This window comes from Salegentibacter sp. UBA1130 (assembly GCF_002311535.1).
In the GTDB taxonomy this organism is placed as follows: Bacteria; Bacteroidota; Bacteroidia; order Flavobacteriales; family Flavobacteriaceae; genus Salegentibacter; species Salegentibacter agarivorans.
Map to the genome: position 1 here is coordinate 1 of NZ_DCAP01000024.1, position 18,488 is coordinate 18,488.

At 39.4% G+C, this 18,488-nt stretch carries 19 protein-coding genes; 17 read left to right on the forward strand and 2 right to left on the reverse strand.

Translation table 11 applies throughout. The features are described 5' to 3' along the window. The first annotated feature begins 182 nt into the window (after nucleotides 1-182). Together B4F31_RS09485 and B4F31_RS09490 are read left to right on the forward strand one after the other, a co-directional pair. Nucleotides 183-647 carry a hemerythrin domain-containing protein gene (locus tag B4F31_RS09485; RefSeq protein WP_286761186.1) on the forward strand — a complete coding sequence of 155 codons (465 nt, stop codon included), beginning with the start codon at nucleotides 183-185 and terminating at the stop codon, nucleotides 645-647. A 60-nt stretch (nucleotides 648-707) separates the two neighbouring features. Then, on the forward strand, nucleotides 708-1,169 hold the full coding sequence (locus B4F31_RS09490) for a hemerythrin domain-containing protein (RefSeq protein ID WP_286761187.1): 462 nt from the start codon (nucleotides 708-710) through the stop codon (nucleotides 1,167-1,169). A 71-nt stretch (nucleotides 1,170-1,240) separates the two neighbouring features. Here the strand turns inward: B4F31_RS09490 and B4F31_RS09495 are convergent, their stop codons facing one another. Continuing rightward, nucleotides 1,241-2,521: a chloride channel protein gene (locus B4F31_RS09495; RefSeq protein WP_286761188.1), complete on the reverse strand. Its 1,281-nt coding sequence runs from the start codon at nucleotides 2,519-2,521 to the stop codon at nucleotides 1,241-1,243. A gap of 365 nt (nucleotides 2,522-2,886) precedes the next feature. Between B4F31_RS09495 and B4F31_RS09500 the strand changes: the two genes are divergently transcribed. The 15 genes from B4F31_RS09500 to moaCB all read left to right on the forward strand — a co-directional run bounded on the left by B4F31_RS09500 (nucleotide 2,887) and on the right by moaCB (nucleotide 17,405). Further along, complete coding sequence (locus B4F31_RS09500; RefSeq protein WP_286761189.1) at nucleotides 2,887-4,389, forward strand: MFS transporter; 1,503 nt, start codon at nucleotides 2,887-2,889, stop codon at nucleotides 4,387-4,389. 12 nt (nucleotides 4,390-4,401) lie between these two features. Then, complete coding sequence (locus B4F31_RS09505; protein ID WP_286761190.1) at nucleotides 4,402-5,997, forward strand: MFS transporter; 1,596 nt, start codon at nucleotides 4,402-4,404, stop codon at nucleotides 5,995-5,997. A gap of 367 nt (nucleotides 5,998-6,364) precedes the next feature. Next, nucleotides 6,365-7,420: an MFS transporter gene (locus B4F31_RS09510; RefSeq protein WP_286761191.1), complete on the forward strand. Its 1,056-nt coding sequence runs from the start codon at nucleotides 6,365-6,367 to the stop codon at nucleotides 7,418-7,420. Between the two features lie 21 nt (nucleotides 7,421-7,441). Continuing rightward, nucleotides 7,442-9,661 carry a molybdopterin oxidoreductase family protein gene (locus tag B4F31_RS09515; RefSeq protein ID WP_286761192.1) on the forward strand — a complete coding sequence of 740 codons (2,220 nt, stop codon included), beginning with the start codon at nucleotides 7,442-7,444 and terminating at the stop codon, nucleotides 9,659-9,661. A 191-nt stretch (nucleotides 9,662-9,852) separates the two neighbouring features. Continuing rightward, nucleotides 9,853-10,422 (forward strand): 4Fe-4S dicluster domain-containing protein, encoded by a 570-nt coding sequence (locus B4F31_RS09520; RefSeq protein WP_286761193.1) that lies wholly within the window; start codon nucleotides 9,853-9,855, stop codon nucleotides 10,420-10,422. 11 nt (nucleotides 10,423-10,433) lie between these two features. Continuing rightward, nucleotides 10,434-10,961, forward strand: coding sequence for a ubiquinol-cytochrome c reductase iron-sulfur subunit (locus B4F31_RS09525; RefSeq protein ID WP_286761194.1), 528 nt, complete (start codon nucleotides 10,434-10,436; stop codon nucleotides 10,959-10,961). Beyond that, nucleotides 10,961-11,245, forward strand: a complete 285-nt coding sequence (locus B4F31_RS09530; RefSeq protein WP_286761195.1) for a DUF6755 family protein — start codon at nucleotides 10,961-10,963, stop codon at nucleotides 11,243-11,245. Before B4F31_RS09525 ends, B4F31_RS09530 begins: the two co-directional genes overlap by 1 nt. Then, nucleotides 11,226-12,206, forward strand: coding sequence for a GTP 3',8-cyclase MoaA (moaA, locus tag B4F31_RS09535; RefSeq protein WP_286761196.1), 981 nt, complete (start codon nucleotides 11,226-11,228; stop codon nucleotides 12,204-12,206). Before B4F31_RS09530 ends, moaA begins: the two co-directional genes overlap by 20 nt. Beyond that, entirely contained in the window at nucleotides 12,203-13,381 is a 1,179-nt protein-coding gene (glp, locus tag B4F31_RS09540) for a gephyrin-like molybdotransferase Glp (protein ID WP_286761197.1), read from the forward strand. Before moaA ends, glp begins: the two co-directional genes overlap by 4 nt. Nucleotides 13,382-13,403: 22 nt before the next feature. Continuing rightward, nucleotides 13,404-14,141, forward strand: coding sequence for a sulfite exporter TauE/SafE family protein (locus B4F31_RS09545; protein ID WP_286761198.1), 738 nt, complete (start codon nucleotides 13,404-13,406; stop codon nucleotides 14,139-14,141). Nucleotides 14,142-14,170: 29 nt separating this feature from the next. After that, entirely contained in the window at nucleotides 14,171-14,722 is a 552-nt protein-coding gene (locus tag B4F31_RS09550) for a molybdenum cofactor guanylyltransferase (protein WP_286761220.1), read from the forward strand. Further along, nucleotides 14,710-14,946 (forward strand): MoaD/ThiS family protein, encoded by a 237-nt coding sequence (locus B4F31_RS09555; protein ID WP_286761199.1) that lies wholly within the window; start codon nucleotides 14,710-14,712, stop codon nucleotides 14,944-14,946. Before B4F31_RS09550 ends, B4F31_RS09555 begins: the two co-directional genes overlap by 13 nt. Beyond that, nucleotides 14,943-16,043: a HesA/MoeB/ThiF family protein gene (locus tag B4F31_RS09560; protein WP_286761200.1), complete on the forward strand. Its 1,101-nt coding sequence runs from the start codon at nucleotides 14,943-14,945 to the stop codon at nucleotides 16,041-16,043. Before B4F31_RS09555 ends, B4F31_RS09560 begins: the two co-directional genes overlap by 4 nt. Then, the gene (locus B4F31_RS09565; protein ID WP_286761201.1) at nucleotides 16,033-16,473 is read left to right on the forward strand and encodes a molybdenum cofactor biosynthesis protein MoaE; all 441 of its coding nucleotides are present in this window, start codon (nucleotides 16,033-16,035) and stop codon (nucleotides 16,471-16,473) included. The genes B4F31_RS09560 and B4F31_RS09565 overlap by 11 nt, the downstream gene beginning before the upstream one ends. A 17-nt stretch (nucleotides 16,474-16,490) precedes the next feature. Next, on the forward strand, nucleotides 16,491-17,405 hold the full coding sequence (moaCB, locus tag B4F31_RS09570) for a bifunctional molybdenum cofactor biosynthesis protein MoaC/MoaB (protein WP_286761202.1): 915 nt from the start codon (nucleotides 16,491-16,493) through the stop codon (nucleotides 17,403-17,405). A 27-nt stretch (nucleotides 17,406-17,432) separates the two neighbouring features. Here the strand turns inward: moaCB and B4F31_RS09575 are convergent, their stop codons facing one another. Beyond that, nucleotides 17,433-18,443: an LLM class flavin-dependent oxidoreductase gene (locus B4F31_RS09575; protein WP_286761203.1), complete on the reverse strand. Its 1,011-nt coding sequence runs from the start codon at nucleotides 18,441-18,443 to the stop codon at nucleotides 17,433-17,435. Nucleotides 18,444-18,488: the final 45 nt, after the last annotated feature.

Sequence of the window (18,488 nt, forward strand, 5' to 3'; positions counted from 1 at the left end):
GCTGCCTTTTCAGACAGCCTCTTTGTTTTTTAAGGTAAAAGGCAGGAAAGTCATTAAACATTATCTATCTTAAAAAACTATATGATTCGACTCATAAATTATGAGTAGATAATTGGGCAAATTTGAACTCTCATAAATTCAATATTTTCATTGGATTAATAGGAAATATAAAAATAGAAACTATGAAAAAACCAATTAAGCGACATGAAGCTCTTAAACCTCTTAGCAGGGAACATCATCACGGCTTATTGTTGTGCTGGAAAATAAGACAGGGCGTAAAAAAAGAGGTGGAGGTTGCACGAATAAAAGCTTATACCGAATGGTTTAAAATTCATTATCTCGATCCGCATTTTGAAGCTGAAGAGGAACATATATTTCCTGTTTTGGGCAATGAGCATGAACTTGTTAAACGAGCGCTTAAGGAACATCGCCGGTTAAAGCGATTGTTTTCCCAGGATACTGAAGTTGAGATCGCTTTAAATAATATTGAAGAAGAACTGGATAGCCATATAAGGTTCGAAGAACGTGTTCTTTTTAATGAAATCCAGGAAGTTGCTTCAGCTGAACAACTGGCAGATATTGAAAAGCATCATAATGGAATCCAATTCTCTGATGACGACTGGCAGGATCATTTTTGGGGAAATTAATTATAAACTTCAGATTACAACAAGAATCGATTTTCGCAGAAATGGGCATAAAAAAATATAATGAGTACACGGGTTAATTCTTCAGCAAAAAAATCTTCAAAATTAAATCTGGTATTAGAAGAACATCATCATGCACTGCAGGTATGTTCCAGAATTCGGGAAGGTTTGGAGAACGATGTTGAATTGGAACGAATAAGAGCGTATACTAACTGGTTTCAAACACATTACCTGGAGCCCCATTTTGAAATAGAAGAAAAATATATTTTCCCCAGGCTTGGTTATAACGTAAGAGTAAAAAGAGCTCTTGCCAATCACCGGCGCATTAGAAAGCTGTTAAGTTGTGGCTGTGCCGATGAAAAAGTCCTCAATTTACTGGAAGAGGAACTGGCTGCGCACATACGTTTTGAAGAACGCATTCTGTTCAAAGAGATTAGCGATAAAAAAGAGCTGGCAGAACTCGAAAAGCAGCATCAGAGCTTATCTTTTTCAGAAGAAAACTGGAAAGATCCGTTTTGGGTTTAAGAATTTCCTTGTAAATAACATATAGTCCGGGGAATTTAGGGGTACAATCCGATACATAAGCTTTATATTTTTTATTTAACCGCATTCTCTTTATCTCCCTGCGATGAGATAAAAGGAATTCTTGGCGCCAGAAAATATCCCGTTAAACTGGCAAAAAGAATGGGGATAAAATACCCGAAACCGGTTAAAGTTGCGAGTAAAATAGTGGTACTCATTGGGGTTCTGGTTACACAGGCATTTATAGCAGCCATACTGGTAACAACTGCTAAAGAAAGGTTAGTAGATGGGAAAAGCTGGTGAATAATCAAGCCCAGGCTTGCACCTACAAAGAATAGGGGAATAATAAATCCGCCTCGCCAACCCGAAGTAACAGTAATTGCAATGGCAAGGATCTTAACCAGGAGTATAGCCACAAGAAACTCTAAATCAAAGTCGGTTAGTAGAAGATCGTTGATTTCGTGATGCCCAAAATACCGGGTTATCGGAAAATAAAAAGCTATAATGCCGAGAATGATTCCGCCGATTAATGTCTTATAATATATTGGGAAATTCAGCTTATAAAAAATCGATTTTAGAAACTTTGTACAGAAAATAAAAACCCAACCAAAAAACGTTGCCACTACTGCAAAGAGTACCGCATAAGCAAAATCGAATTTATCTTCCATAATATATGAAGGAAGATCCCAAATTGGTCCTATTCCAAGATGGATAATTAGCGCAAAGATGATATAGCTAAAACAACTGGCCACAAAAGCGGGTATAATTGCTTTATAATATGCTGCTGCATGTTTGTGATGCAAAATTTCTAAAGAAAAAAGGCTGCCGCCCAGGGGAGCGCCAAAAAGCGCGGTAAAGCCAGAAGCCATTCCGGCAATACTTAGAGATCGTAATTCTTCGCCTTTTAATCTTAACATTTTACCCAGCCAGCTTCCGGTAGAACCGGTTACCTGTACCAGGGGTGCCTCAGGCCCTAAGCTTCCTCCGGCTCCCACACACAGCAAAGAAGACAGGACCATTGAAAGATTGTTTTTTGGATCCAGTTTTCCTTTATTAAACCTAATATTATTTACGATTAGCTGAATTTCTCCCGGGTCTCCAATAAGATGAATAATTAAACCTGCCAGCAAACCTGCCAAAGCCATAGTAGGTATCACCTGCCAGCCATCAAAAAAAGCCAGTCCGTGCATCACCATTTCCAAGGCAATCCAGTACACGCCGGAGATAATTCCACCTACGATTCCCAGAAGTGCCCATAAAATGAAATTCCGGCTAAATACAAATGGGTTAAACTTTAAGGGTTTGTCCAGCACATCCAGTGACCTGATTAATTTTCTTTTAGTCCTTATTTTCACTTTTTAATCCGGTTTAAATAGTTTGTTTATCTTTTAATAGGCCTTTTTCAGGATTTTCGGCTAAACTATAATAGTTTTATAACTATTCCTTTTATAAACACCGGTTTTTTATAAGCTATTTAAAATTTTTATCTTGGTAGGGAAGAAAGAATTTGGAAAACTTAATTCTCAGAATTTTTCACCTCTTAAAATGCTAAGATGCCTGGTGTTGATGATTTTATGTTTTGGAAAGTTTTCAAATTTAATGACTATGATCATTTTTTGCAGGATGCTAAATTTTGAAGTTTGCATTCGATAGATTAAGAACTAAAAAATAATTTCTTTTAGGATTATATAATTGGTAAATAATAAAAGCTCCATTAAATATGGGTAAACCTTCTTCTACTTCTCATAGAATGCTCTTTTTAAATACCCTGGCATTCACCATTTGTTTCGCAGTCTGGATGTTCAACGGGGTTACCGTAACCTTCCTGGTAGATAATGGCGCTTATGACTGGAGTTCGGTTCAAATTGGATGGCTTCTGGGGATACCGGTACTTACTGGTTCGCTCTTTAGATTGCCCTTAGGAATAATGACCGATAAATTTGGCGGGAAATGGGTTTTTGGTGGCTTATTACTGGTTAGTGCAATTCCTATGTTTTTACTACAATATGTAGATTCTTTCCTTGGATTTGCCTTGTGTAGTTTTGGTTATGGTCTTACAGGGGCTGGTTTTGCCGTTGGTATTGCATATACTTCAGTTTGGTACGAAAAAGACTGGCAGGGTAGGGCGCTTGGTATTTTTGGCGCCGGAAATGCTGGGGCAGCATTAACCACATTATTTGCACCTACAATTCTTCAAAATTTAACCAACAACGGGGCAGATATGGAGCAATGGAGAATTCTTCCCGTGATCTACGCTGCCATTCTGGTTGTTATGGCAATTATTTTTGTGGTATTTGCCAAAAATAAAAAACCGGAAACTCAGCGCACAATAAAAAAACTTATGCAGCCTCTTAAAAGTATTCGGGTTTGGCGTTTTGGCCTGTATTACTTTTTGGTTTTTGGGTGTTTTGTAGCATTTTCGCAGTGGCTGGTGCCTTATTATGTAAACGTCTATTATCTCCCTTTAGTAACAGCAGGGATACTGGCCGCAGCCTTTAGTTTCCCTTCAGGAATTATTAGAGCACTAGGCGGTTGGATGTCAGATAAATGGGGTGCCCGTAAGGTGATGTACTGGGTTTTAGGAACTTCTCTTGCAATTAGCTTTCTGCTGATTTTTCCCAAAATGGAAATATACTCCCCCGGAAACGGGATAATGGCCAAACAGGCCGGGGAGGTTACCGAAGTTTCAGAATCACAAATTACCGTTGCCGGAATTAAGTATGATGTAATTCCTAAAAATGAAACAGATTTTGAAGAAGCCGAAGGTGCTTTTGTATTTCCTAAAAAAGAGACCTGGCAGGAACCTGTAGTGCAGGAAGGGCAACAGGTAAAGAAAAAGGAATTACTGGCCAGCGGAGAAACCAAAATATTCTTTGAGGCTAATGTTTGGGTATTTACTTTCCTTGTTATCATTTTAGGAAGTATCTGGGGTGTAGGAAAGGCAGCAGTTTATAAACATATTCCTGAGTATTTTCCAGATGAAGTAGGGGTAGTAGGAGGAATGGTTGGAGTACTGGGAGGTTTAGGTGGATTTGTGTGCCCTATTATCTTCGGATATTTATTAGACGGCTCGGGACTATGGACCAGCGCCTGGATGTTTACCCTTGTACTCTCGGTAATTTGTCTTTGGTGGATGCATAGAACTATTCAAAAAATGATGCATAAAGAGCAACCAAAACTGATGCGCCAAATTGAAGCTAAAAATGATAAAAATATAGACTAAACCCTGAATACTATGAAGACTAACCTTGAAGAGTGGAATGTAGAAGATCCCGATTTTTGGGAGAAAAAAGGTAAAAAAGTAGCCTATAGAAACCTGTGGCTTTCTATTCCGGCATTACTACTCTCGTTCGCGGTGTGGATGATGTGGAGTATTATTACTACCAAAATGAAAGAATTTAATTTTCATTTTGGAATGATCACTCCAGATATGTCTGAAGCAATGGTCAAAGAACAACTGGCCGTAATCAATAATTTATATTACACCTTACCGGCAATTGCTGGTCTGGCCGGCGCAACCCTTAGAATTCCTAATTCTTTTCTTATTGCACTGGGAGGAGGTCGTAACGTGGTGTTTACTACAACTACACTTTTGTTGATACCTGCTTTTGGAGTGGGATATGCGCTTTCAGATCAAAGTACACCATACTTAACCTTTGCTATACTTGCCCTTTTATCTGGCTTTGGAGGAGGAAATTTTGCCTCTTCTATGAGTAATATTAGTTATTTCTTCCCGAAAAGAATTCAGGGAACTTCTCTTGGCCTAAATGCGGGCATTGGAAATCTCGGTGTTGGGATTATGCAAAAAATGATTCCCTTTGTTATAGGAATCTTTCTTTTTTCTGCAGTTGGAAGTGGAGGTGAAGTTGTAGAAGACCAACCTCTTGCCGGTCTCCAAAATGCCGGGTGGATATGGATTCCTATTGTGATTGCTGCTGTAGCCGCATACTTTGGAATGAACAATGTTATTACCGGTACTCCTAAACTTCCCACTACTTTTCAGGGAATAGCCAAAACCCTTTTTATGGTAGGTATTGGATTGGTGGCTGCCGCGGTAGGTTCTTATTTACTGGTAGGGCTTGAGATTAATATGTGGCTTGTGTTACCTGTGGTGGTAATACTTACACTACTGCTTATGAAATACCTGAGTCCTGGCGATATTAAGCAAAGCCTTAATAAACAGTTTTCTATTCTTAACGATAAGCATAACTGGATAATGACCATAATATACACGATGACCTTTGGTTCTTTTATAGGATTTTCAGCAGCGTTTCCTAAACTTTGTCAGGATATCTTTGTGTATACAGATCCTGCCAATCCGCAGTATGTAAATCCAAATGCGCCCGATTTCCTTACCTGGGTTTTTATAGGTCCTATGTTGGGAGCAATTGTAAGACCTGTTGGCGGTTGGTTGTCTGATAAAATTAATAGTGGTTCCAGGGTAACTACTTATAGTACTTTAGTAACCGTTATCGCCACTTTGGCTGTAGCATATTTTGTGATTCAGGCCAGGGACAGTGCCACTCCAGAAGCTTACTGGTGGCCTTTCTTTGCTTCTTTTATGGTATTATTTGTAACCACGGGAATTGGTAACGGCTCTACTTTTAGAAGTATACCTTACATTTTTAGTAAAGAAAAAGCAGGGCCGGTACTTGGTTGGACTTCAGCCATTGCGGCGTATGGTGCTTTTATAATTCCACAGGTATTTGGAGAACAAATTCAAATGGGAACACCAGAGTTTGCTCTTTACGGATTTGGCGTGTATTATGTTATTTGTCTGGTACTTAACTGGTGGTATTATGACAGGGCTGGATCTGGAATTGAATGCTAATCATTTCAAAATTTCCTTAAAATATAGAACCTCTTCGGCCCACAGGTCGGGGAGGTTTTTTTAAATCCTTCAGTTTCAATTATATCCTTATATGGGTTGACTCTAAATAAGAAGTTAAAATAAAAACCTGATATATATCATATTTTGCTCTCCCAGTATTCCTCAATTTCGTCTTCCGAAAATCAAATAATTTCTAAAAATTTCACACTTTTTTATTAATAACTGAAAATCAAAATTGTAGAACCTGTAGTAATTTAGACTGAGTTTAAATTATTTGGAATTAACGAAATATGCTTGAAGAAAGCTTCTCAAAATCTATATATTTATAACACCCTCAATTTTAAGAATTGTTAAAGCCTACATACCTATGTTCAGACTTTTTAAAACCTTAAACCGGCTGGCCTTAATAAAAGCAACTATCGCAGCGGTACTTACCATTGCTTTGGTGCTAATTGGTTCAAGAAATCTTCAAAACTTTGACCCTGCATTAATTGCATATTTAATAGGTACTGTGTTTGCAATTTTTGGAATTGCTTACAGGTATTCAGTCTGGATTCAGAGGCCACCTACAAAACTTTACTGGCGCAGAAGTATGCAATTTTTGTTCAGTAAATACTTCTTTCCATATTTATGGCGTTCAACAAAATTATTCTTTAGAAATATTCTTTTTCAACGATTCATCGCTTATAGAAGCCGAACCCGGTGGATTGGTCACTTTATGTTGGCAACGGGTTGTTTGCTGGCGTTTGCTATCACGGTTCCTTTAACTTTTGGTTGGATTCATTTTGTACTTAAACCCGGGGATGAAACTACATATTATGCCTTATTATTCGGGTTCGAAGCGGGTTCTTTTAGCCTGGGCTCTCCAATTGCTTTTATTGCTTTTCACGGCCTGGTTTGGTGTTCGGTTCTTGTGACCATTGGTGCCATTATGATGATGAAAAGAAGATTCACCGATGGTGGATTAATTGCTACCCAAAGTTTTGAAAACGACTGGCTACCACTAATTCTTTTAATTGCTATTTCAGTTACCGGTTTGGGTATTTCTTACGATTACACCTTCTTAGAAGGGAAAACCTATCAGTTTATGGCGGTAACCCACGCGATTACCGTGGTGCTGTTCCTGGTATGGTTGCCTTTCGGGAAATTCTTTCATATTTACCAGCGTTTGGCGCAATTGGGAGCAAATCTTTATAAAACCGAAGGTAAACGTAGAGGGATGGCAACCTGCCCGCACACCGGAAAGGAGTTTGCAACGCAGACGCATATAAACGATCTTAAAAAGGTTTCTAAAGAGCTTGGTTTTAATTATGACAAGGAAGGTGGAAGGAATCATATGGATTTAAGTCCGGAAGGTAAACGTTCCGCTTTAGCTACAGCGCATTTAAAAGCCAGAAAGGAAGGCGGAAAATTATTCGGTTAAAAAAGAAAAAAGAAAAAGAAAATGGCAAAACTTCCAGTTTCAGTAGATAAAATTATAGAAAAGCACGGGCCGCATAAGGCTTATGCTCCCCAGACGGGATTTCAGGGGAATAAAGAACCAGATAAGCTGGTAAAAACTCATTGCTGCTACTGCGGAATGCAATGCGGAATAAAATTAAAAGTAAAAGATAATAAAATCGCCGGTTTTGAACCCTGGGAAGAATTTCCTTTTAACGAGGGGCGCTTATGCCCAAAAGGGGTTATGCGGTATATGCAGAACAATCACCCGGACAGGCTAATGGATCCTGTAGAGAGAGTAGAAGGGAAAGGTTTTAAACCTGTAGACTGGGAGCATGCCATGGGCAGAACGGTAAACGAAATAAAAAGAATCCAGGAGAAGTACGGTAAAGATGCCTTTGCGATGCTCTCCGGGGTTTCACTTACCAACGAGAAAAGCTATATGATTGGCAAGTTTGCCAGGGTAGCTTTAAAAACAGCCAATCTTGATTATAATGGCCGACTGTGTATGGTAAGTGCCGGGGGTGGAAACAAGAAGGCCTTCGGACTCGACAGAACTTCCAATAGCTGGGCAGATCTCAAACATGCCGAAGTAATTCTTATTGCAGGGGCAAACGTTAGTGAAACTTTCCCAACCTTAACGCATTATATATGGCAGGCAAGAGATAATGGAGCTAAACTCATTGTGGTAGATCCCCGGATGATTCCCCTTGCGAGAACTGCAGACCTTCATTTACCGGTAAGGCCGGGAGGTGATTCGGCCCTTTTTGGAGCAATTTTAAAGATTATGGTAGATAATGACTGGTTAGACCATGACTTTATCGATAACCATACCACCGGTTTCCAGGATACCATTGATGCTGTAAAAGATTACGACCTGGACTGGGCTGAAGAGCATACTGGAATTTCAAAAGATTTAATTTACCAGGCAGCTGAAATGTGGGGGAAAGCCAATACAAGCTTCCTTTTACATGCCCGTGGAATTGAACACCATACCAAGGGAGTAGAAAATGTTTTAAGCTGTATCAATATAGTACTTGCTTCAGGAAGAATTGGAAGACCATATTGCGGTTATGGAACCATCACTGGCCAAGGAAACGGCCAGGGAGGTAGGGAACACGGTCATAAATGTGATCAATTACCCGGTAACCGGGATATTACAAACCCTGAACACCGTAAATATATTTCAGAGGTTTGGGGTATAGATGAAAAAGATATGCCGGGCAAAGGTTTATCTGCTTACGAACAAATTGAGGCAATTCATCGAGGAGAAATTAAAGGAATGATTTCTATATGTTTTAATCCATTAGTGTCGTTACCCAATAACAATTTTGTGCGGGAAGCCCTGGAAAAACTTGAATTTTACGTTTGTATAGATACCTTCTTAAGTGAAACGGCTCGTCACGCCGATATTGTAATGGCAGGATCACTGCACGAAGAAGAAGAAGGAACCGTGACCACGGCTGAAGGAAGGGTAGTAAAAATCAATGAAGCTATTACTCCTCCCGGAAATACAAGAAGGGACGGGGAAATTATTATGGAATTAGCCGCCCGGCTTGGTGAAAAAGATAAATTCAATTACGCTACCAGTGAAGATATTTTTAACGAGTTAAGAGTGGCTTCAAAAGGAGGTACTGCCGATTATTACGGAATCACCTATAAGAAAGTAGTGGACAATATGGGGATATTCTGGCCTTGTAAAACCTTAGATCACCCGGGAACTCCGAGGTTATGGGAAGATAAGAAATTTGCTACCGCAGATCAAAAAGCTCATTTTAACCCTGTAAGTTACCGTCCTGCTTCAGAGATGCCGAATAAGGAATTTCCGGTGGTATTGACTACGGGTAGGGTAGTGTCACAATATTTAAGCGGTTCCTCTACAAGAAGAATCGGGAAATTAATAGATCAATATCCTGAACCTTTGCTGGAAATACATCCAAAACTGGCTTTTCAGTACGGGATTGAAAATCACGATCTAATCAAGGTGAAAACCAGGAGAGGAGAAGCTGAATTCCCGGCGCACGTGGTAGAAACCATTAGAGAAGATACGGTATTTATACCTTATCACTGGGGAGGAAAGCATTCAGCAAACCAATTAACTATAGATAATTTAGATCCTGTTTCTAAAATTCCTGAATTTAAGGTTTGCGCCTGTCAGCTGGAAAAAACCGGTCAAAAAGGATCGCAACATCTTACTGATACTGCATATCAAAGTTCGCTGTAGGGGAAGAGACAAAAAAACAAGAGATAAGAACCAAGAGACACGAATAGAGAATGAGAATTTGAAAATACAGAAGCAGCAGTCCCGGAAAGAATATTATAATATTCCTGTATTCGTGGCTAGCGTTTTTAATTCAAATCAGATAACATAAAACAGAGAACGAAATTAAAATCTAACCTTTAAAATAAACAATTATGCCGGAAACAAATTATGATCAGGAAATGGCCTTTTTCGTAGACATGCAACGTTGTATTGGTTGTCATGCCTGTGAAATGGCCTGTGCTGAATGTGAAACGAATGGCCAGGAAAGTATGATTCACGTGAATTATGTAGATCGGGAGAAAAGTCCGCAAACTACCGTACAGGTTTGTATGCATTGTGAAGATCCTACCTGTGCAAATGTTTGTCCGGCAGATGCCATACATCAGGATGAATTTGGAGTTGTACACTCCGCCAACACTTCAAGATGTATAGGTTGTTCAAACTGCGTACTTGCCTGCCCCTTTGGAGTTCCAAAGAAAATGGAAGAAGCCGAACTTATGATGAAATGTAATATGTGCTATGACAGGACCAGTGCGGGTAAAAAGCCAATGTGCGCTACCGTATGCCCAAGTCAGGCGCTTTTCTTCGGTACAAGAGAAGAAATAGAAAGAATGAGACCAGACAGCGAGCCTGTGAACTCCTTTCTTTTTGGACAACAGGAAGTAAATACTAAAGTAAATGTGATGATGCCTAAAGGTACACATCAGTTAATTATCCCATAACTTAAAATACTATGGCAAAGGAAGATTCAAATTCTGAAAGGGAACCAAGTTGGAAAAGTGATTTCCCTATAGAAACCAGGCGTGGTACGCACGTAAGTAGAAGGGAATTTGCAAAATTTCTCGGTTTATTATCTGGCGCTTTTGCCTTAAGCAATGGTTTTATCGTAATTAAGGCAATGGCTTTTCCGGCAGAAAAGCTGGAAGGAGAACATTTTGTGGTAAATGAGGATGAAGTTGGAGTAGGCGAAATGTTTCAGTTTGAAATTCATGGAGCCAAAAAAATTCCTTATATTCTCATTCATTTAAAAGAAAACCAGTGGCGTGCTTTTGAGCAAAAATGTACTCACCTTACCTGCGCGGTAAGATATCGTAAAGACGAGAATAAAATAGAATGTCCCTGCCATAACGGTTGGTTTAGTGCAGATACCGGTGAGGTATTGCAAGGACCACCCCCAAGACCATTACCTCAGTTAGAGGTGGTGGTAAAAGAAGGGAAAGTATATGTAAAAGAAGAAAATGAGGATCAAAATATATTATAATGAGTGATTTTAGAACATCGCAAAACCAGGCCCATCCCAATAAGACCAATACCATTATGACAGGGATTATCTTGTTGCAAATCCTTTTTGTAAGTATACAAATATGGTTTTTATTTGGTGCGCTTAATAATGCATTAGAAGGTAATTTGTTCTTTGCAATTACTACGTTTGTAGGATCGCTATTAATGGCCTTAGCTTCTTTTTGGGTACTGCGGTATTTACCGGAACCCTTAAAAAAGAAACCCAACAATAAACCCCGAGTGGATGTTAGTAGACAACCATAAAAGAATACATGATTATTTAAGAATTTCGCTTACAGATAGCTGCAACTTCCGTTGCCAGTATTGTATGCCCGATGAGAACATACAATGCTTACCTAATAAACATCTCATGCAGGTTGATGAGATTGAAAAAATTGCAACCACTTTTGTGAACCTGGGAGTTAATAAAATAAGGCTCACAGGGGGTGAACCTCTTGTTCGAAAAGAATTCAGGGAAATTTTATCCCGGCTATCCAAACTCCCGGTAGAAATAAGCCTTACCACCAACGCGGTGCTTGTGCATAAGTTTATAGACGACTTTAAAGCTGCGGGTATACGGGCGGTAAACGTTAGCCTTGACACTTTAGATGCCGAAACCTTTAAAAGGATTACTAAAAGAGATCAATTTGATTTAGTATGGAAAAATATTCAATTATTGCTGAAAGAAGGTTTCAGGGTTAAGATTAATGCAGTAGCGATTGAAGGGGTAATTGAAAAAGAAATCCTGGATTTTGTAGAAATAACCAGGGATTTACCTTTACATGTAAGGATGATAGAATTTATGCCTTTTGAAGGAAATCACTGGAATAGTAAAAAAGTGATCACTGCAACCCAGATGCTGAAATGGGCTGAAGCCGAATATGATATGGTGAAGTTGAAAGACAAACCCCATGCCACTGCTAAAAAATATAAAGCCATTGGTCACGAAGGTACTTTTGCGTTTATCACCACGATGACTGAGCATTTTTGCGGGGATTGTAACCGTATGCGAATTACAGCAGATGGGAAAATGAAGAATTGCCTCTTTGGTAAAGACGAAATGGATTTATTGGGCACCCTGCGTAAAGGTGAAGATATTGAACCACTAATTAGGTTATCGGTTTTAAAGAAACATGCAGTGATGGGAGGCCAGTTTAATAAGTCTTATAAGGACACCGAGACCACTCAACTCGAGAATCGAAGTATGATTAGGATTGGCGGATGATTTCAGTAGAACAGGCTAAAAAAATCCTCGCTGAAAATGCAGAAAGAGGGCATATTATTGAAAAAAGCCTTGGTGAATGCCTGGGTTTAATACTTGCTGAAGATATTTATTCCCCAATTGATGTTCCTTCCTTCGATAATTCAGCAATGGATGGCTATGCGATGAATTTTGATGACACTAACCGAAGCTGGGAAGTTTCAAATATAATTCAGGCAGGTGATACTTTTGAAACAAATATCGCTCCGGGTAAAGCCGCTCGTATATTTACGGGAGCAAAAATTCCTAAAGGTACCAATACCGTAATTCCGCAAGAATTAGTAGAAATAATTAAGGAAGGTCAAATCTCTTATAATGGAGATAAAATTTCTACCGGTAGCAATGTGCGGTTAAAAGGTTCCCAATCTAAGAAGAATTCTTTAATCCTTGAAAAGGGCCAGGTTTTAGGAGCCGGCCAAATAGGCTTACTCGCCTCGGTTGGAGTTGCACAGGTAATGGTTTTTTCTCCTCCTAAAGTTGGTTTTATAGTCACGGGAAATGAATTAAAAGAGCCCGGTACAGCTTTAAAAGAAGGAGAAATATATAATTCTAACGGTCCGATGCTTGAAGCACTTTTAAAAGAAAGTGGTGTAAGACAAATCCAGAGTTACAAAGCCGCGGATGATAAAGAAAGCCTTCAAAAAATTATTGACCAGGCCCTTTCTGAAAATGATATTCTCCTCTTAAGTGGCGGGATTTCAGTTGGAGATTATGATTATGTAAAAGAGTGCTTAAATACCGCTAAGGTTAAAGAGCTTTTCTATAAGATAAAACAGCGCCCGGGAAAACCAATGTTCGCAGGAAAAATAGAGCAGAAGTTAATTTTTGCCTTACCGGGAAATCCCGCTTCGGTTCACAGTTGTTTTATTCAATATGTAAGGCCGTCAATAAAACATTGGTTAGGGAAAACCGAAGTTTGGGAAGCAGATCACAATTTAGAAATTACTGAAGATATCCCGAAAAAACCGGGATTTACTCACTTTATGAAGGGCAAAAAAAGCGGCCATAAAGTAGAACTTTTAAAGGGTCAGCAATCTTTTAACTTGCAGGCTTTTGCCACTGCAGAATGTCTATTGGAGTTACCCGCAGAAAATTCGGTAGTAGCCGCAGGAACAAAAGTAAAAGTTTACGATCTTTAATATTATTTTTAAATTTTGATAGATGCAAAGCGAATTTCTACCATATTTGTTTTTGCTGTTACCATTAGCAGCTTTTTTTTATTCCTCGGTAGGGCACGGCGGGGCCAGCAGCTATCTAATGATCCTCGCTCTTACCGGTTTTGCACCTGAAGAAATTAGGCCAACCGCCCTTCTGCTCAATATGGCAGTCTCCTTTATCGCTTTTATGAACCATCGCAGGTCTTGTAAATTTCCCAAGAACCTGTTCGTACAGCTTGTAGTTTTTTCAGTCCCTGCCGCTTTTATAGGCGGTTTGGTAGTGGTGGAATCTGCGATTTATAAGAATATTCTGGGTGTACTTTTATTGTTCCCGGTCTTGAATTTTCTGGGCGTTTTTCCGAAGAATGATCAGACAATTCTGAGAGATAAGATATGGATGCCTCCATTTATCGGCATCATTATAGGTTTCTTTTCGGGACTTATCGGAATTGGCGGGGGAATTCTCCTTTCTCCACTATTGCTTATGTTGGGGTGGACAAATATCCGGCAGACGGCAGCATTAAGTGCCTTATTCATTTTTGTGAATTCTGTGGCCGGTTACCTTGGAACCACTGGTTTTAATCTTATAGATAATAAATCGCTCTGGATACTTATTCCTCCTGCGGTGCTTGGGGGAATTTTAGGTAGTTATTTCGGCGCTTTAAGATTCAATGTGAAACTGGTAAAGCATCTTTTGACATTTGTCCTGGCCGGAGCCGCCCTTAAATTGATCTTTTTCTGAAAAATTATTCAAACATAGAAGTATTTGTCCTGGCTGGTGGCAAAAGCAGCCGTATGGGCCGGGATAAAGGTTTGGTTCCTCTTAATGAAGAACCAATGATTTTACACGTGCTTCGGGAACTGGAAATTTTGAAAATATCAACAAAAATAATTGCCAATAATGCTGCTTATAAAAAGTTTAAGTTACCGGTTTATAGTGATATTATTCCCGAAAAAGGCCCAATGGGAGGCTTGCTCACTGCTATGGAAAATACCGGGGCAGAAATGGTTCTACTCATCGCTTGTGATATGCCTTTTATTACAGTAAAGGCAATTGAGCGCTTATTAAAGAATGCCGATAAGGAGCATATAATTGCCTCGATGTCTAATCAAAAAATAAATCCGCTGTTTAGTGTCTATCCCGTAATTTTAAAAGAAGAAATTAAGAAAAGTATTACTGAAGGTGATCTAAAAATGACCGATTTCATTCTGAAAAATCAGCACGTTTTGTTACCTTTCGAAAACGAGAAATCGAGTAAGATATTTGAAAATATCAATACTGAGGAAGAACGAAAAGAAGCAGAAAAGAAATGGAAGGATTAACGGTGAAAGCTTTTGGAATGATCGCTGAAAAGTTACCTGAGCAGGAATTTAAATTTCCGAAGAAAAAGAATACCGAAGAATTATTGGCCAGTCTTTATAATGAATATCCAGAATTGAAAGAACTGGATTTTTCCCTGGCTGTAAATCAGCAGCTTATTCAGCAAAATACTCCTCTTGAAGGGGATGAGGAAATTGCCCTTTTACCACCATTTTCGGGAGGATGAGTAGATTTTCACGTCAAACCATATTACCCGATTTTGGTGAAGAAGGCCAGGAAAAGCTCTCCCGGGCAAGAGTGCTTGTGGTTGGAGCCGGTGGCTTAGGCTGTCCTGTACTATTGCACCTTGCGGCAGCCGGAGTGGGAACTATCGGAATAGTTGATGGTGATACAATAAGTGAATCTAACCTTAACAGGCAAACGCTTTTTGGGCATCAGCATACCGGCAAGCCTAAAGCATCTACTGCTGCCGCAATTCTAAAGGAAAAATACCCGGATTTAAATTTTGAAGTCTTTTCAGATTTTCTGAATACAAATAATGCCCTGGAAATTATTTCTTCGTTTGATGTAATAGTAGATGGGACCGATAATTTTGGAACCCGCTATCTTGTAAACGATGCTTGCGTTTTATTAAATAAACCCCTGGTAATGGGCGCTATTTATAAATATGAGGGGCAATTAATGATTTTTAATTATGGACCGCTTGCTTTAAATTACCGGGATATTTATCCCGATCCGCCGGGTGAAAATCAAATTCCCAATTGTGGCGAAACTGGGGTTTTAGGAGTTCTTCCAGGAATTATTGGAACATTGCAGGCATCAGAGGTGATAAAAATTTTATCGGGAGTGGGAAAAGTGCTTACTGAAAAAATCCTCTTTTTTAATCTTAAAAATTCTTCCTTTTATGAAGTAGGTATTCGGCTTAATTCCAAAGGCAGGGAAAATCTGCCGAAATCTGAAAAGGATTTTAGTGATAGAAATTATAATATCAATTGCGGAATCGCAGAGAGCTTAAGCTGGGAAAAAGCCCTGGACTGGAGGCTTAATATGAATAACAGTGTTCTGGTAGATATCAGGGAAGCTGGAGAAAAACCATTTTTTGAAAAAGAGTATTTAAGTAGAATTCCTATGGGAGATATAAGGGAGAATCCTAAACCGCTTTCAGGTTATGAGAATATTCTTTTGTTTTGTGCTTCGGGACAACGTAGCTCTGAGCTTGCGAAAGAATTGAAGCAACAATTTCCCGAAAAGAAAATATTTTCAGTAGAAGGAGGTATTTTAGACCCTGCTTCACCTTTAAATTCTAATGAATATGACACGTAAACCTAAGAATATATTTGTAGAAGGGCCTATTTCTTTAGAAAAGATAGCCAAATCTATTCAGAATCACAGCAGCAAAACCAATATAGGAGCACATTCTATTTTCCTGGGGCAGGTAAGGGCCGATGAAAAGGAGGGGAGCGTAGTTACTGCTATAGAGTATACAGCCTATGAGGAAATGGCGCTTCAAAAAGCATTTGAAATCAGGGAAGCTATTTTTGAAAAATATAATCTAACCTGTATGCACATTTACCATAGCCTGGGAGAGGTGAAAACCGGAGAAATATGCCTGTTTGTATTCACCTCTTCCAAACACAGGAAAATGGCGATAGATGCTTGTGAGGAACTGGTAGAACGAATTAAAAATGAGTTACCAGTATGGGGAAAGGAGTTGCTGGAAAACAGCGATGAGAACTGGAAAGTGAATACCTAAATATTGAAAAGGAAAAAGTGGTAAATATTACTCATAAAAATAACACACTTCGCAAAGCAATTGCGCAAGCAGTGGTTAAGGTTAGTAGCGCTGATACAATTAAAGCGGTAGAAGAGAAAACAGTCCCTAAAGGGGATGTGTTTGAAATGGCGAAAACAGCCGGGCTTTTCGCTGCAAAACGCACCAGCGATATGATTCCCGATTGCCATCCTTTACCGGTTGAATATACAAATATTACTTACCATATTGAAAACCTAGAGATTTATATTAATGTTGAAGTACATACCATTTATAAAACCGGAGTGGAAGTAGAAGCTATGCACGCAGCTTCTGTGGTAGCCCTTACGATGTACGATATGCTAAAGCCTATTGATAAAGGAATAAGTATTGAAAAAATTAAGCTACTGGAGAAAAAAGGTGGAAAAACAGATTACCGAAAGGTAGTAGAGGAAAATCAGATATCAGCGGCGGTTATTGTGTGTTCCGATTCTATCTCGGCGGGGGAAAAGCAGGATAAAGCAGGAAAGGTGATTATGGAAAAGCTAAAAGCTTACCAGGTTGCTGTAGAAGATTACCAGGTTATTCCAGATGAAAAGGAAACAATTCAAGAGCTGGTAAAAGAAAAATGTGCAAAAAAAGTGAACCTGGTAATTCTAACCGGTGGCACCGGGCTGTCACCCCGCGATGTCACACCGGAAGCTATTCAGCCTTTATTGGAACGCCCTATTCCTGGAATTGAGGAAGCCATCAGAGGCTACGGGCAGGATAGAACACCTTATTCCATGTTATCACGCTCTGTCTCCGGTTTAATCGGAAACACCCTTGTGCTCGCCCTGCCGGGGTCCACAAATGGTGCTAAGGAGTCTATGGATGCCGTTTTTCCTGCAATTATGCATATTTTTAGGGTGATGGCAGCTTTTAAACATGATTAGGATTAAATATAAAATCCTATCTATAGTTTAAATATTCCCTTTCATTATTTCCGAAAATATTTCGAAGGATCGCAGCCTGTCTGTATGATCATAAATATGCGAAACTGCCATAATTTCGTTTACGCCTGTTTCTTTTAAAAATGATTCGGTTTTGGTTTTAATCGTTTCAGGATCACCAATAAATGCATATTGAAGCATACGCTGAAATCCGGGGTGTGCAAGAATTTCCCTGTGTTCATTTGTAAATGCTACCGGAGGCTGCATATAATCAATATTTCCGCTCATTACACCTAACATCATTTTGATAAGAGAAGTAGAGACTTTTTCGGCTTTAGCGGTAGTATCAGCTGCAATTATATTCACCCCGGCAATGGTATAAGGTTTACCCAGAAATTTGGAGGGCTTAAAATTATTGTGATAAATACTAAGTGCCTGGTGTAATTGAGCGGGAGCGAAATGACTGGCAAAAACATAAGGCAAACCCTGCTCAGCAGCAAGGTGTGCACTATCGGTACTTGAACCCAAGATGTAAATTGGCACATCAACACCTTCGGCTACCGCGGCTCTAACCTGGGCCTGGGCGTTTTGGGCAGAAAAATATTTCTGAATTTCCTTGACTTCCTCCGGAAATTTAAAAACCGATTTCATGCGGTCAGACCGAATGGCCTGCGCGGTGACCTGATCTGTCCCGGGAGCTCTTCCCAGTCCCAGGTCTATTCGGTTTGGATAAAGCGTTCCCAAGGTTCCAAATTGTTCAGCTACGATTAAAGGAGAATGATTGGGAAGCATAATACCTCCGGAACCTACTTTAAGTGTTTTTGTTCCGCCTGCAATATGCCCTATTAGCACCGCTGTTGCAGAGCTGGCAATGCTCACCATATTATGATGCTCTGCCAGCCAAAACCGGGTGTAACCCATTTTTTCAGCATTTTGAGCTAAATCTAGACTTTGATCAAAGGTTTCTTTTACACTGGAATCTTTAGCTACGGTAGCTAATTCAAGAATGGAGTAGGGGATATCATTTATATTTAAAGACATATTATTTTTTCTTTGAATGCTTAAAGGTAGCCGAAATACCGCGGT